Annotated in this window: 7 protein-coding genes; all 7 read right to left on the bottom strand. The window is 50.5% G+C overall.

Annotated elements, in window-relative coordinates:
• Positions 1-2: 2 nt before the first annotated feature.
• On the bottom strand, positions 3-3,038 hold the full coding sequence (locus tag MKY96_RS16970; RefSeq protein ID WP_340941824.1) for a type I polyketide synthase: 3,036 nt from the start codon (positions 3,036-3,038) through the stop codon (positions 3-5).
• Between the two features lie 24 nt (positions 3,039-3,062).
• Positions 3,063-8,537 (bottom strand): type I polyketide synthase, encoded by a 5,475-nt coding sequence (locus tag MKY96_RS16975; protein WP_340941825.1) that lies wholly within the window; start codon positions 8,535-8,537, stop codon positions 3,063-3,065.
• A gap of 355 nt (positions 8,538-8,892) precedes the next feature.
• Positions 8,893-10,614 carry a thiol reductant ABC exporter subunit CydC gene (gene cydC, locus MKY96_RS16980; protein ID WP_340941827.1) on the bottom strand — a complete coding sequence of 574 codons (1,722 nt, stop codon included), beginning with the start codon at positions 10,612-10,614 and terminating at the stop codon, positions 8,893-8,895.
• A complete protein-coding gene (gene cydD, locus MKY96_RS16985; protein ID WP_340941829.1) occupies positions 10,611-12,371 on the bottom strand; it encodes a thiol reductant ABC exporter subunit CydD in 1,761 nt (586 codons plus the stop codon). The genes cydC and cydD overlap by 4 nt, the downstream gene beginning before the upstream one ends.
• Positions 12,372-13,385 carry a cytochrome d ubiquinol oxidase subunit II gene (locus tag MKY96_RS16990; RefSeq protein WP_340941831.1) on the bottom strand — a complete coding sequence of 338 codons (1,014 nt, stop codon included), beginning with the start codon at positions 13,383-13,385 and terminating at the stop codon, positions 12,372-12,374.
• Positions 13,382-14,749: a cytochrome ubiquinol oxidase subunit I gene (locus tag MKY96_RS16995; protein ID WP_340941832.1), complete on the bottom strand. Its 1,368-nt coding sequence runs from the start codon at positions 14,747-14,749 to the stop codon at positions 13,382-13,384. Before MKY96_RS16995 ends, MKY96_RS16990 begins: the two co-directional genes overlap by 4 nt.
• 278 nt (positions 14,750-15,027) lie before the next feature.
• Positions 15,028-16,560, bottom strand: coding sequence for a carboxylesterase/lipase family protein (locus MKY96_RS17000; protein ID WP_340941834.1), 1,533 nt, complete (start codon positions 16,558-16,560; stop codon positions 15,028-15,030).
• Positions 16,561-16,688 lie beyond the last annotated feature (128 nt).

The following is a 16,688-nucleotide window of genomic DNA, read 5'->3' on the forward strand; positions in this document are numbered from 1 at the left end:
ATTTAGACTGCATCCAAATCGAGGCTTTCTGACAACTCTTCCAATACAAGGTCAGCTACATTCTTGACAGTCGGTGCTTCGATAAACAGCTTCAACTGCAATTCAATCCCATAGAGTTCCTTTATTCTCAGGACGACTTGTGTGATCATCAGAGAATGTCCGCCAAGCTCAAAGAAGTTATCGTTGATTCCAATCGGCGTGATCCCCATAATATCCTGGAGGATTTCCACTATACTCTCTTCAATCGCATTGTCAGGCTGTTCATATTCCACCGATATATCCGGCCGGTTATACTCTATCGTGTCCGCTTCTACAGCACTGTCTGCTGAAAGCTCCCTATCCCAGCCGTTGCTTACAGCCGCTTCATAAGCCTTCTGCTTGCCAGCTTCAATCCAATGTCTCTTCCTTTCAAAAGGATACGTCGGCAAAGGGGTTCTGAATAAGATTTCATCTCCGTAATATTTTGCAAAATCAATGGTTAGTCCGCTGATCCAGGCCTTCTTTACGAACTCCGCCAGAAATTTATTATCATTCATCGTATTCTTAATGCCGCGGACCGTTTGGAACAATAGGCACTCCGCGTAGTCTTTCAAATTATCCTGCATGAAGACAGAGAGCGTTTTTCCCGGACCCACTTCGATGAAGTATTTATAATTTTTCTGTGCCAAATGAAGTGCAGCATCTTTAAATCTGACGGTGCCCAGCATATGCTGTATCCAATAGTCGGCACTCATCGCCTCTTCCGGCTTCAGCCACTCTCCCGTGACATTGGACATGATCGGGATCATCGGCTTGTTGAACGTCACCGTCTGAAGCACCTTCAGCATGTCCTCCACTGCACCCTGCATCATATAGGAATGAAAAGCATGGGAGGTGTGAAGAATTCTGTACTCCCGCTGCTCTGTAATCTGTTCGACCACTTCCTGCAGCGCTGCGCTATCCCCGGCCAATACCACCCGGTTCTCGGAATTAATCAAGGCCAGTGAGACCTTCCCGTTAATATAGGCCTGCGCTTCCTGCTCGTTCATATTCACATACAGCATTTCGCCCGCCGGCAGACTTTGGATGATCCGGCCCCGCATGACCATTAATCTAAGACCATCCTCGAGTGAGAATACCCCGGCCAGACAAGCGGCTACGTACTCCCCAACACTATGCCCCAGCAGAGCTTTGGGAGTAATTCCCCAATGCATCAAAGTCTTGGCCAAGCAGTACTCAACGGCAAATAGAGCAACCTGTGTATTCCGGGTTTCGGTGAGCGTCTCCTCACCCTTAGCATCCGCTTGATCTGCAAAGATAAGCTGTCTTAAATCATAGTTCAACTGCTTCTGAAGAATCTCGAAACACTTATCCAGCTCATGCCGGAATATAGGCTTCGTATCGTACAGTTGTTTTGTCATATTCACATACTGCACGCCTTGTCCCGGGAACAGGAACACAATTTCCTTTTCGTTCTCATTTGGAGATTTCACCGCAGGAAGGCTGGCGCCCAATTTATGAATCAGCTCTTCTCTGCTGTTACAGACCAGACCGCCTCGATAGGGCAGTCTCTTTCTTCCGATATTCATCGTATACAGGATATTCCGGTAATCAATATCTTTATTATTTTGCACAAAATCCAGCAATTGTCCGGCCACCTCTTCATAGGCGGTCTTTGTCTTTGCGGATAGCAGCAGCAATTGAAATTCCTCATGGCTCTCGACTTTGCGGGTGTCGATCGCTTCTTCCAAGACTACATGAACATTGGTACCGCCAATGCCAAACGAGCTGACGCCCGCTCTTCTTACCCGGCAATCCGTGTTCCAGTCTCTGAGACGGGTATTTACATAGAACGGGGAGTTCTGCAAATCAATGTTGGGATTGGTTTCTTTATAATTGATGCAGGGTACAAGCTTCTGCTTCTGGAGCATCAGACTGGTTTTGATTAACCCGGCCGTACCTGCTGCAGAATCCAGATGTCCAATATTGGCTTTCACTGCACCCAGGGCGCAGAAATTCAGCTTGTCCGTGGCTTCTGAGAAGGCTTCTGTAAGTGCTTGTATCTCTATGGGGTCCCCCATGGGAGTCGCTGTTCCATGAGTCTCAATATAAGTAATCGTTTCTTCATCGATCTCGCTTAGGATCTGGGCGCTCTTAATCGCATTGCGTTCGCCTTCAATGCTTGGTGCCGAATAACCAACCTTTGCCGAACCGTCATTATTAAAGGCGGCTCCCTTAATGACAGCGATGATATGATCCCGGTCGTTTACAGCATCTTCCAATCTTTTCAGCAGCACGGTTCCTACTCCGCTGCCGCTTAATGAACCGCTGCAATCTTTATCAAACGGCCGGCAATGTCCGTCCTCCGCAAGAACCTCTCCTTTGATGTAGAGATAACCGCTATCCTGAGGAAGCGACAGGGAGCTCCCTCCGGCAATGGCCATATCGCATTGATAATTCAGCAGAGCCTGACAGCCCAGAACCACGGCGGTCAGGGAAGTGGAACATGCAGTCTGCACGTTCACGCTCGGTCCCTTCAGATTCAGCTTGTAGGAAATCATGGTCGAAGCATAATGAACATCGTTCCCAATCCATATTTGTCTGATCTCTGGAGTGGAATCCAGATCCATACTGGACATAATATTCTTCAATAAATACTTGCTGGTTCCCGTCCCGACGAATACGCCAACCTTCCCTGCATACTGGTCCGATTGGTACCCGGCACTTTCCATCAGCCGCCATGAGCTCTCAAGCAGAATTCTTTGCTGCGGGTCCATCAGGGCCGCTTCCCTGGGCGTGAAGCCAAAGAACGCCGCATCAAATTGCTCAATATCATTTATTTTGAAGCCGCACTTTCTGTACTCCGGATTGGTGAGCAGTTCTTCCGGTATCCCTGCTGCCCGAAGCTCCTCATCGGTGAAGAAGGTAAGCGACTCCGTTCCGTTGCACAGATTCTCCCAATACTGCATTACGTTATCTGCTCCCGGAACCTGGCAGTCCATCCCGATAATAGCAATATCGAGGTCTCTAAGATCATCATTCTGAGCGGATATTTCCATGCTTCTGTATCCTCCTTTCCGTTTTTATTTAGATAGTAGAAGCGCAGCCTCTTCTTCTGTCAGATTCTCTAACTGGTTCAATAAAGCCTCCAGGTCCGCTTCGGATTCGTCTTCAATAATCAGGTCGTTGATGTCATTGAAGTGTTTTCCGGCCAAGTCAGCAATGCTGATTCCACCCAGAAGGTCAACAATGGAAATGTTAATACTGCATTTTTTATTTATTTTATTTCTGATCTCTGCAGCTATAATGGAGTCCACTCCAACCGAACTGATCGGCTCATCAAGAACAAGTGCTTCCTTCTTGGCATGAATGGTCTCAGCAATGATCTCAGCGAAGAAATCCATGATAACCGCACATTTTTCTTCCATCCCGGAGACTTTGGCCAGAATGCTGAACAAGTCGGTCTCCTGCATGTCCCCGGCAGTATCTTCGTTTTGCACGGCGAGGTGATTGTACAATGCAGGCTTGCCCGGATAATTATTCAGCGCCAGCGGCCAGTCCGCTTCACCGATTACCGCATGGCATAGCTGTTGTCCGAACACTCTTTCCAGGGCCTGCATGCCATTCACCGCGTAGATTGGGTTCATGCCTCTTTGATATTTATAATGATCAATCAAATTCTTTTCTTTAACCATCCCCACACCCCATGGTCCCCAGCCCAGACTCAAGGCAGTTTTGCCTTTATTGCGGCGGTAGCAGGCCAGTGAATCCATAAAGGAATTCGCTGCGGCATAATTCACTTGTCCAACCGCCGTGACAACCGATCCGGTGGATGAATACATGATGAAAAAGTCCAGTTCAACCTCTTCAAGATATTTATTCAATAACCAGGCGCCTTTAACTTTGGTGTCATAGACCTCATCGAACTCATGTTGCTCCATCTGCATCATTAATTTGTCTTTGACTACACCGGCAATATGGATCACACCGCCGATCGGCATGGTTTCTTCATGAATCAATCGATGCGTAAGCTCCCCGACTGCTGCTTCATCCGCGATGTCCAGCGCGGCTACTTCAACGGTACAGCCTTTCCGTTCAAGCTCATTGATAAATTGCACCTGGCTGTACAGCTTATGGGATGAAGCCATCCCTTTTCTTTCTTTTTTACCAGGGAACGGAGTACGGCCCACCAATACAAAATGTCTGGCTCCCTTCTCGTACATCCAATTCACAGTGATTTGCCCGAGTGAGCCCATTGCACCCGTGACCAGATAAATCTTATTGTCCGCCATAGTGACCGGGATGTTCCCGTCCAGATCGTAGATATGCTCCAATCTGGCAACATAACGGACACCGTTTCTATACGCCAGTTGATCTTCACGTGTATAGTTCTCCAGATCATTGATCAGAAGTTCGACTGAGGCGGGGTGATGATCGATATCCATACTTGCTCCCCAGCTTCCAATGCACTCGGAGTGGCTGATTACTCTGCACATACCGATAGCCGCTCCCTGCAGGACATCAACTGGCTCTTTGCCGTCAACACTGACTGCCCCTTGGGTAACTGCCCAAGTACGATATTTCATGGAGTGCTCATTCAAAGTATTCATAACATGGCGGATACTGTTGACCGCCTTCTGCTTGGAAGCCTCAATATCATCCGTATCCATCTGATCATGACTTGAAATGTCCAGACCCCACAGGTGGATAATGCCGTATTCCTGCTGTTGATCCATGTGCTGAATCAGCTTGATATAATCCTCTTGATTATTGCTGACGATAACACTGCCTGCATCCCGGTTGGCGGGATTCTGATAATCCGCGTAGAACCGTTTGCAGTTATAGCCTCTGCCGCTTAAGTTGTCGGCAATCCTGTCACCCATGCCGGAAGCATCACACAGCACAACCCAGTTCGTATACGAATTACGGGCCGCGATCAGTTGCTCATCGTTCTCTGCCTCCTGAGCCTTCCATTCAATGGCATAGAACCATTCTTTCAGATTCTTCTCGCTAAGCACGGCATCTTCCGGACTTTTATCTACTGATCTGGCCACAAAGTTGTCTACAATGACAACAATATTTCCTTGCTCATCATAGATTTCAATATCCCCGGCAATGAACTCCTTATTCGATTCCTTCACTATAGAACGGACCCGCAATGGACCGGATGTCTTACCGTATACAACGACCGAGTCCACCGTATCCGGCAGCTTAATATCAACTTGCCCGTGATCTCTCAGCTCATCAAATTGATTAGCGAGCAGCGACTGAAAGGCAGCATCAAGAATAACCGGATGCAGGATATTATCCATGTCCTGGATGCCTAACTCCTCCAGCATGCAGATCTCAGCCAGGACTTCATTATGATTAATCCATACCTTCTTAAGCCCCTGGAACATAGGCCCGTAGGTGAAATTCATTTTCTCCAGCAGCCCGTAGCATTCCGCCTGATTCAGAATTTCCCTGGCACTGTGCTTAAGAGCCTCCAGATCGGCTGTCCGGTTGACCGGGAAGGTCTGTTTTCTGACAAATTCCCCACGGAAATTCTCGGTAGTTCTGGATACATCGCCATCTGCCAGGCTTCCGATCTTCACCACACCATGCTGCGGATCATAGTTAATAGACATGTGGCCGGCATTATTCTCATCAAGGAACAGCGCTCTTTTAAAGTGGATATGATATAAACCATACACCTCATCCATGCTTAATTTGCTATAATCACGGAGCATTTGGAACGCGGCTTCAATGAAATGGGCCCCGGCCAGCAGTACACTGCCATTTACACAATGGTCTGAGACGAACGGCATAATATAATCATTGATTTCCGCTTCCCATGCCGGAACCACGCTGTTCTTGCGGTATCCGATAAAAGGATGCTCTTTCTGTCCAAGGCGTCTCTTCATATGCTCTTTGGATTCTTTCCAGAACCTCTCATGCTCCCACTGATAATGCGGCAGCTTCACATACTTAAAGGTTCCTCTGTAGATCCGGGACCAGTCAATTTCATAGCCTGCACAGAATAGCTCAGACAAGGTTCTAAGCATCCTTGGTATTTCCGGATCATTTCTGCGGAGGGAGGGCGAGATCAGGACTTCCAGATCCATCTCACCCGCAAGCTCACTGACTGAATTCGCCAGTACCGGATGAGGGCCAACCTCAACAAAACAGGCATAGCCTTCCTCCAAAATCTGTTCCATGGCCTTGGCAAAGTACACGGAACCGGATACATTCAGCCACCAGTATTCATTATCCAGCTCCGGCCCTTCCGCCAGCTGGCCATTTCCGGTGGTATACGTTCTGATTTTGGTTGGTTGCGGATGAATATCGCGCAGGGCTTCCAGCAGCTCCGATTTAATCTCATTCATAAACACACTATGATAAGGTACCGTTACTCTTAAGAACTTGTTAAAAACACCGTCAGCTTCAAGCTTGCTGCTGATCTCTGTAAGACAGGCCATATCTCCGGACAGGGTTACGCTTGTGTTGCTGTTGATTGCCGCAATGGATACTTTGTCGTTATTGTCAGCAATCAGCTCTGCGGCCTGTTCTTCATTCAAGCCAACCGCAAGCATACCGCCTTTACCCGTCAGCCGCTGCTGGAGCATACTGCGGTAATACGAAATCCGGACCGCATCTTCAAAACTGTAGACACCGGCAGCATACAATCCTGCCACTTCACCCACACTGTGTCCGATAATCAGATCCGGGACGACCCCCATGCTCTTCCACATCTCCACCAAGGCCACCTGCACCGTAAAATTCAACGGCTGGGAGACTTCGGTGAACTGCATGCTGGATTGTTCCTCAGGAATCAGGAATTCATCCAGCAATGACCAGGACAAGTATCGGGAGAACTCAGCGTGGCACTTCTCGACCGTATGGCGGAATACCGTATTCGCATGATAGAGCTCGCGTCCCATCGCGTACCATTGAGGACCCATGCCGGTGAAAATAAACACCAGTCTCTTGTCTTTGCCCTCATTGCCCGCAACCACATTCTGCGGCAGAGTATCCTGCTGATAATCTGTCAGACCCTGAATGATCTCCTGTGTATTCCCTCCGAATAACACAAGGGATTTCGGGAATTTCTCACGTTTGGTAAGGGCGGAATAACAAATATCCGGTAAACTTTCTTCTGTATGATTCAGAAATTCAGTGTATTCTGCGGCAAGAGCCTTTAAGGATTGCTCTGTTTTTGCGGAGATGGTTAATACTTGAGGCAGTTCTTCGTTGACTGTTCCATCGTACTTTCTGTCACCCGTTATTCCCTGTAAAATCACGTGCGCATTGGTTCCGCCAAATCCGAACGAATTGACACCGACGATGGCAGCTTTACCATCCTGCGGCCAGCTTTCATTGGTTAAGGGAATTCTTATCCTCAGCTTGTCCAGATCAAGCTCAGGATTAAGCTCTTTCATCCCGATATGCGGCACAATCTGTCGATGATCAAGAATGCACGCCGCCTTGATTACCGATGCTACGCCGGAGGCTGCCTCCAGATGACCGATGTTCGGTTTGACCGAAGCCATGATACATCTGTTATCTTCAGTTCTGTGCTCACCAAAGAACTCACCGACCGCATTGACTTCAATGGGATCACCCAGTGCTGTTCCGGTTCCGTGCAATTCGACATACTGAACTTCATCGGAGGCAATTCCTGCTCTCGCATATACATCCTGCAGCAGCATCTTTTGTGATTCGCCGTTAGGAACCGTAATACCATTCGTTTTTCCGTCCTGGTTCACAAGGCTCTCTCTGATCACGGCATACACATAGTCGCCGTCTTCGAGCGCTTTTTCCAGACTTTTAAGGACAAGGATTCCGCCCCCTTCTCCCCTGACATAACCGTTCGCAGCAGCGTCGAAGGTCTTGCAGCTTCCGTCCACCGATAAGAATCCGCCTTTGGATTCGGCTATGAAATATTCCGGGGCATAGATCAGTTCCATGCCGCCTGCCAAGGCCAGATCGCATTCACCGTTGTGCAGGCTTTTGCAGGCCTCATGAACAGAAACCACAGAGGACGAGCAGGCTGTATCTATGGATAGAGAGGGACCCATTAAATTGTATATGTACGAGATTCTATTCGATAACATCGTCATCATGCTTCCTACTGCAGCATGGGTTCCAATTTGTGCAGCGTCAGCAAATTGCAGGATTTTATAATCGAGCGTAAATCCGCCGATAAACACACCGGTGTGGGAACCGCTCAGACTGCCGGGCTTAATTCCTGCGTCTTCTAACGCCTCCCAGACAATCTCCAGCATTTGTCTCTGTTGCGGATCGATCTGATCGGCCTCTCTGGCATTAATTCCAAAGAACTTTGCATCAAATTGATCAAACTTATCGATAAATCCTCCGCGCCTGGCGTGGCTTTTTCCTTTTACCTGTTTGTTGGGATGATAATATTCTTCAATACTCCATCTATCCTCGGGAATATCCGTAATCGTATCCTTGCCTGACTTCAAGATGTCCCAGAACTGTTCTACATTATTTGCGCTTCCCGGGAACCTGCAGCCCATCCCCACAATCGCCACTAGCTTGTCTGTCTGCTTATTCATACCTATCGCTCCTTTTACTATGCTTATCATTCACGACTGTAAATCACAAAAAAATTCCATTAAAATATATATGTATTTTTTTGAATAAACATGCATTTTACAAGGGATTGGTAGACTTCAAAGTGGTGAAAATTAACTATTACCATTTACGGGGTTGAATAGGTATAAAGTAGGGAGAATTAGTATAAGAGGCAATATTTACATTTAACAAGATAAAAATAGCATATATCCCATAATTAAAATGTGACTTTCTTCACCAAAAAAAGCTCACCTTAAGGTGAGCAGCATAACCCATATCGATGGTCGCATTGTTAATCAATTTATGAATAATCGCCTCGCGATAGAGAACTTCTGTCTATAGCTCTCCAATCATTTGCAGCTCTATTTGCTTCATACGGTACAAGTAGCCCTCTTGCTCCATTAGCTCCGCATATGAACCTGTTTCGATGACCCTGCCCTGCTCCATGACGATAATCCTGTCCATACCTTCCAGGCCGGTAAGCCGGTGGCATATGAGCAGTAATGTATCTCCTGCGGACTGCTCGTAGAGACGGGTTAACACGCGCTCTTCCGTTACATAATCCAGCGAGGATGTCGGTTCATCCAGCAGCCACAACCGCCCTTTGCGGAGCATGACCCGGGCCAGCGCCAGACGCTGCTTCTCACCGTCAGACAGGTTTTCTCCTTTCTCGAATACCACATCGGTTAAAGCCACATCCGGCAATTGGGCCTTAGCGAGAGCTTCTAACAATACTTCGTCAGATGGTTCTTCTCCATTCAGCAGCAGGTTGTCACGGACTGTTCCACGGAAAAAATGACCTTGCTGTAAGACGACATTCGAGGCCTCCCAAATGCCTGACTCATCCAGCTCTTGCACCGGAATGCCGCCCAAACGGATGTCCCCGGATACAGGCATACGCAGCTTGAGCAGCAAATCGATCAGCGTGGATTTGCCGGACCCGCTTGGTCCGACCACGGCCGTTCGGGAGCCTGCCGGGAGGTGCAGCGATACTTCCTTCAGTGCGGGCCGCCACTCGTCTTCATATTGGAACGTAACGCAGGACAGCTCCACCGAAACAGCATCGTCTGCTGGCAGAATGAGGCCCGGCTGCACAGGTAAGTCACCGGCAGTGCCTACAGTTTCAGTCAGCCTTTTGGCTGCGTGCTCGCTGTCTTGCTTATAGGCTGGCATAGTAGCCATGGCTGCGGCTTCTTCGAACACCGTCTGTGAGGCCATGACAAGCATCGCCAGAAATACGCCGGCCAGCGCACCTTCCATAATTAGATAGGCTCCTAACGTCAGTACACCCCAGGAAATAAAAAAGGTGACAAAGGTATGCATCGCCTGTCCGCGCAGCAGATGGCCTGCCGCACGCTGCTGCTCTGCTGTCAGTGCTGCCGAAGCCGCCTGGAGCTGCTGCTCCCGCTGCGGCAATTGCCCGTACACCTTCAGATCGCGGAAGCCATACAAGACCTCGGTCACTTCCGTTGACAGCAGCGCCCGCTGCTTGCGGACACGGCCATTAATCGCCCGCTGGCCCAGTAATACGATTCCCGGTACAACCAACGCGGTTAGCAGCATTCCTGTTACAAACAAGCAGGCGATCCAGAATGAATAAGAAGCACTGAACACCATGGTGGCCAGAAACACCGTGATGACGATCACCGGCGGATAAGCGACACGCAAAAAATAATTCTGCAGGCTCTCTACATCCCCAACAATCCTCGCCAGCAGATCTCCGCTGCGATTCTTGTTCAAGATACCAGGCGTTAACGGAATCAGCCTGGCAAAAAAGCCTGTGCGCAAACGGCTAAGCATAGAAAAGGTAGCTCTGTGCGAATACAGACGTTCCCCGTAACGGCTTGCCGCGCGGAGCAAACCCAGTAGCTTGACCAGCGAAGTCAGTATGATCAGGGTGTAGAGCGGTGGCATAAAGACCGTCTGTGAAATCAGATACCCGCTCGCGGAGAAGAGGGCCACACCGGCTGCACCGGCAATAAACCCTCCCAGAATCGATAGGAGAATATCCTTCCGTTCTGCTATCATAGCTTTGGACAAAATCGCCAGTTCGTTCATGCTGACCCTCCTTTTCGCTGAATATCAACCATCTCGGCATATTGAGGCACACGCTCAAGGAGCTCGTCGTGAGGTCCTGCCGCCGCTAATACGCCATGGTCCATAAACAAAATGTGATCCGCTTGCCGGATCGTATATAACCGGTGCGCGACTGTGATCATCGTTGCCTTTTGGGCCAGCTTGGTTATGGAGCTTTGCAGGATTTGTTCGGTCTGCAAGTCGAGGCCCACCGTAGGCTCATCGAACAGGATCAGAGCCGGACGTTTCAGAAATGCCCTCGCTAAAGCAAGCCGCTGCTTTTCTCCTCCCGACAGTCCCCTGCCGCCTTCCCCGACATAGGTGTCCAGTCCCTGCTCCAGCCCGGCAACCAGCGTTGCAAGTCCCGCTTCCTCTGCGGCCTGCCTGATTTCTTCCCTGGAGACCTTACGTCCGGCACCGATGGCGATATTCTCAGCAAAGGTACCGGCAAAAATATAGGGGTGCTGCGTAATGTAGCTGACCTGCTCAAACCATGAGTCTTCCTCCCACTCCGTCAGCGGGCTTCCGTTCACCAGCACGGTCCCGGATACCGGCTTCAGCAGCCCGGCAATGAGATGGAGCAAGGTTGTTTTGCCAGAGCCGCTTTTACCGACAATCGCAACATGCTCTCCCGATCCTATGGAAACGGGTCCGGCCTTAAGCTCAAATGAACCGGGTGCATAATGGAAATGCACCTGATCCAGCGCAATGGATGGCGGCATTTTGATAAACTTGGCTGAGGACTCCCCGCCCGCTTCCGGCTGTGCACCTGTGCCGCCGCCTATTTCCGCAAGCATCTGCTCCACCTTACGGACTGCCCCCATACTGGTCCGCCCGCTGTGAAAGGCAGTGCCTGTATTTTTGAGCAAATTAAAGAATTCAGGAACAAGCAGCAGCACAAGAAAGGCAGTGTGGAACGGCATCGATTTAAATACGAGCAGTTGAATAGCCAATTCAAGGGCAACAATCCCGATGCTCAGCATGACGATGGATTCCAGCATAAACGTATTCGTAAAGGCAACCTTCAGAATATCCATGGTCGCGTTACGGTACCCCAGGCTGCTGCGCTCAATCTGCTGCTGCTGGCGGCGGGATTGTCCGAATATTTTCAAGGTAACAAGCCCCTGGAGCGAATCCAGGAAGGTGCCGGAGAATTCTGCGAGCTGCGCATATTTTTCTTCGGATTTATTCTTCGTTTGCAGTCCCACCAGAATCATGAACAGCGGGATGAATGGTGCCGTAAACAGCAGAATGAAGCCCGTATTCGCATGTAAGATGAACGTAACCACCAATATTAGAACCGGGATAATAGCTGCTTCGGCCATCCGCGGCATGTACTGACTGAAATAGCTGTCCGCCTCGTCCACTGCATCCAGCGCCACACTGACCTTTCCTCCCGTCTGCCCCCGCAGCGTTGAAGGCATGGACGCATGGGTAAGCTTCTGCAGCACGGCTGAACGCATATTTGCCTTAGCGGCGGCCGCCATAGTTAGGCCTATTTTCCCATTTGCATATAACAGCAACGTGCGGATCGCCATCACTGACAGCAGAAGCGCGAGCAGCAGAGCAACCGAAGATAACGAAGCCTTCTCCACGAACACCCGCTGGACCGCTTCCGCCAGCAGCCTGGCCTGACTTACAATCGCAATGCCGAGCAGGAGCGACAGAATGGCAAGCATAACCAATCGTTTGCGTTGCCGTGACATTTGCTCAGCGATCAGGCTTGTTGTCTTGTCCATTTATTTCTTTCCTTTCACATAATCTGCGTCAAAGAGGAACAGCTTGAACACCAGAATCAGGGAAGGAATGAGCAAGCACATGCCCCCGATGAACACAATGACCAGCGCCAGGCCCATGGCCGGTGAAGTGATGCTGTTCTCCAGCGTAATGAACGGGTCCAGAATATAAGGATACTGCCCGATGCCGTATGCGAAGAAGGCGCAGAGAAATTGCAGCATGATGCTTATGAACGCCAACCCGTAACGGCGTCCGCTGTACAGCAGCCACATGGCAAGCATGAAGAAAGCAACGGACAGCGCAAGCAGCCACCATAGATCCATCATATTTTGAAAATGCCGCTCATTGTGCTGGCCCAGATAAATAAAGGCCGTCAGCGCGATAACAATCGTCGGCGTGCTCCAGAACAGCGCATAAGTACGCATAAGCTTCAGTGCGGGCTGATCCTCTGCCCGGGAAGCATAAAAGGCCAAAAAGGAGGCGCTGATGAACAGCACAGATACAATCGCCAAGCCCACAATGCTCCAGGATAACGGGTTAGTGAACAATGCCCAGTAATCCAGAGACACGGTCTCTCCCTGCTTAAAGATAAAGCCGCCTTCCGACAGGGTAAGTGCCACCGACAAGGACGCGGGAATCAGCAGGCCCGAAGCGCCGTACAGGAACAGATATACGATGTTATTCTTGGAGCCGTAGTTCTCGAACGCATAGAACGAACCGCGGATCGCGATCAGGATAAGCGCAATGCTTCCCGGAACAAGCAGTGCCGAGCCGTAATAATAAGCGGTATCCGGGAAGAAGCCGACAAGTCCAATGTAAAAAAAGACGAAAAATACATTCGTAATCTCCCAGACAGGCGATAAGTAGCGGGAGATCAAACGGTTAATCAGATGATCCTGCTTCGTCAGCCGGGCATAAAAGGCAAAGAACCCGGCTCCAAAATCAATGGAGGCCACAATTAAATAGCCGTATAAAAACAGCCAGAGCACTGAAATTCCAATCAGCTCATAACTCATTTTGCGTGCTCACCCCTCACTGTGGATTTGCCGCCGGGATGCTGATTCCACTTCTCCATCTCGGTTTCCGCCGGATTGTCCTTGAACATGCGCCGCAGCACAAGCACACAGACCGTGCCTAACAGGATGTACAGCAGCAGGAACACAAAAAACAGGATTCTCACGCTCGGTGATGCCGTAGCCCCCTCTTCTACACGCATGTATCCCCTTAAGATCCAGGGCTGCCGCCCGATTTCAGCGTAGAACCAGCCCAGCTCGACTCCCAGAAAAGCAAGCGGTGCGCCTAACGCGATAGCGCGAAGCAGCCATTTGTTATGCTCATTGCGTTTTTTCCAGAAGACAAACAGGAAATACAGGAACGAAATGCCTAGTAGTGCGAACCCTACACCGACCATCAGATCAAACAAATAATGAACCAGGAGCGGCGGCCGCTCATCCGCAGGAAATTCATTCAGACCGGTCACTTCTGCATTAAAATCTCCAAAGGCGAGGAAGCTGAGAAATTTGGGAATGTGAAGTGCGCCCAGCACCTCATGCTCTGCGTTAAGCCAGCCTAACAGAATCAGATCTGCTCCGCTCTCCGTTTCAAAATGCCACTCTGCCGCAGCCAGCTTCTCCGGCTGATGCTCCGCCAAAAATTTTGCAGACGTATCTCCAGCAAGTGCATTCAGCAGTCCAAACACCATCACCACGGCCATCATCAGCTTCAGCGCTTTTTTATGGTATTCGGAGGCACCCTTCTTCAGGAGTGCGAACGCGGCAATGCCTGCCAGCAGTGCAGCTCCGGTCAGATAGGCTGAGCTTAAGACATGGAACACCTTGGAGAACGTCGCTGTATTCAGCATCGCCTCCACCGGATTCACTGCGATGAATTGCCCTCCCGCCATAGCAAAGCCCTCGGGCTGATTCATGAACCCGTTTACGGTCGTGATAAAAACAGCGGACATCCCGGCACCGGCAACAATCGGAATCGTAAGGAGCCAGTGGATATACGGTTTTTTGAACCGGTCCCAGGTATAGAGGTAAATGCCCAGGAAGATGGCCTCAAAAAAGAAAGCAAACACTTCCATAAATAACGGGAGCGCAATCACGTTACCGGCCAGCTTCATGAAATTCGGCCAGACCAAGGCCAGCTGCAATGAAATCGCTGTACCTGTCACCACACCCACCGCTACAGAAATGACAAACCCGCGGGCCCATCTCTTCGCCATCAGCGTGTAGTGAGGGTCTTTTTTGCGTATGCCCATGAATTCTGCAATAGCGATCATCAGCGGAACCCCAACGCCAATTGTTGCGAAAATAACGTGGAACCCCAGTGTCAAGCCTGTCACCAGTCTGCTCCACAGCACGGTATCGATGCCCATTACGGTAGTGCCTCCTTATAAAAATCGTAGATATTTTGAATTATTATATCTTTAATTTTAAGTAAATCGGCTCCGGTCACCTTTTTGCCTTCAAACGTTCATGGAAGCATCAACTCTTTCTTACATCTTAGTGAATACCGCCGAAACTACTCTATCGGGCTATTGTTAGATAGGGAATAACATGGTAAGGGATGGTCCGGCAATAAAAACAGCGGCAATCTAAGACTCAATAAATAAAGTCTTAAACTGCCGCTGATCCTATCAAGAGCAGAATCCCCTCAGACCGGACTGCCACTCTTCTTGAAGTACTGCTGCACCAGAAAATTCATGATCTCGCCCGGTTGTTCTCTGGAGAACTCCGCCTTGTCTGCGAACAGCATCCCGTAAGGTGCTTCCGGGGTGTACGGCTCCCAGCGCGGCAATGCTTCGCCTGTGGAATCTTGTCCGTTCGGGTCGCCGGTACGGATGAAGTGAGCGGTATAATTGCACATCTGGCGGGCCAGATCATAATGCTTGCCGACAAACGGCCGCCAGCACTTGGCCAGCGTCTCGAAGAAGAACCACAGATCCACCGAGTGGAAGGTGCCCGGGTTATCCCATCCCGGAATCTCCTCATCGAAGTTATAGTAATAGAGCGGGGTTTCGCTTCCGGTATCCGCATTCGCCTGCCCGGCGATCCGGATGGCGTATTCGACCCCGCTTACCGCTGCCCGCTCCGCCGCTTCCTGAACAGCATCCGGCCTAGCGCCGCTAAGCTTCAGGAAGGTCTCCGCATCCTCCCCGAACATGTCCGCCGCAAGCTGCTTGAGCTCCCCGTAGGACTGCACATTCGGAGTGCTGAAGAACTCGGAGGAGGTATGGCCTAGCATAATTGGCACCTTCAAGCGTCTGTTCTGCACGAACAGATCGAACGGGTTGCCCACCTGGAACTTCTGGTCCGCAACGGTGCCCCAGAACCCGCCAAGCGCTACTGCCTTGTCCCGCAGATAGACCGCATCCAGCTTCCGCTCTTCCGCGAGGGAGGATACACCCAGATAGTTAAAGAACTCGATGCCGTCCTGCTCCGCTTCCTGCAACGTCCCCCGTAGCGGCGGCAGCAGGGTTCCCGGATACAGGTCGGTGAAGATACCGCTTTCAACAATCGCCCGCTGAAACAATCCTTCGTTCTGCGGAGAGGTCAGCTGGCTCATGACACTGCCGCCGCCCGCAGACTGCCCGCCGATGGTGATGTTGTCCGGGTCACCGCCAAAGGCGGCAATATTGCGCTTCACCCAGCGGGTAGCGGCCTGCTGGTCAAGGTTGCCGAAGTTGGCGGGCGCCTCCGGCGATTCCACCGTAATCTCGGGATGACATAGGAAGCCGAAGATATTCAGCCGGTAGTTAATCGTCACCACCACAATCCCTCTGCGGGCAATCCGTTCCCCGTCGAATTCCATCTCCGCCGGATGGCCCACCTGGAGCCCGCCGCCGAAATACCATACATAGACGGGTAGCTTCTCGTCCGCCTGCTTGGCCGGGGTCCATACGTTCAGGTACAGGCAATCCTCGCTCATCGCGATATCCGGCTCCACCGCCCACTCACGGGTATAGATATTGTTATCATCCAGCTCCTGTCTGACCTGCATGGAGACCGGTGCGAACTCGTGGGCCTGAAGAACACCCTCCCAGTCTTCGGCAGGCTGCGGTGCCCGCCAGCGGTTCTCGCCTACAGGCGGAGCTGCGAAAGGTATTCCCTTGAAGCTCGTAATCCGGGGATCGGCTGCGGGCAAGCCTTTTACCGTGCCATTCTCCACATTGACCAATCTAAGCACATTACCGTCTCCTTTACATCCACATCGTTGCTTACCCCCAAATTCTAATAGACCCCTTGCCTCAAAACAATGATCTAAGCAGGGCCGTAATTGATCTATTCTAACATGCCGGTGCTAAGGGAGGAACT

It is taken from the genome of Paenibacillus sp. FSL R7-0302 (assembly GCF_038006885.1).
Taxonomy (GTDB): Bacteria; Bacillota; Bacilli; order Paenibacillales; family Paenibacillaceae; genus Paenibacillus_AQ.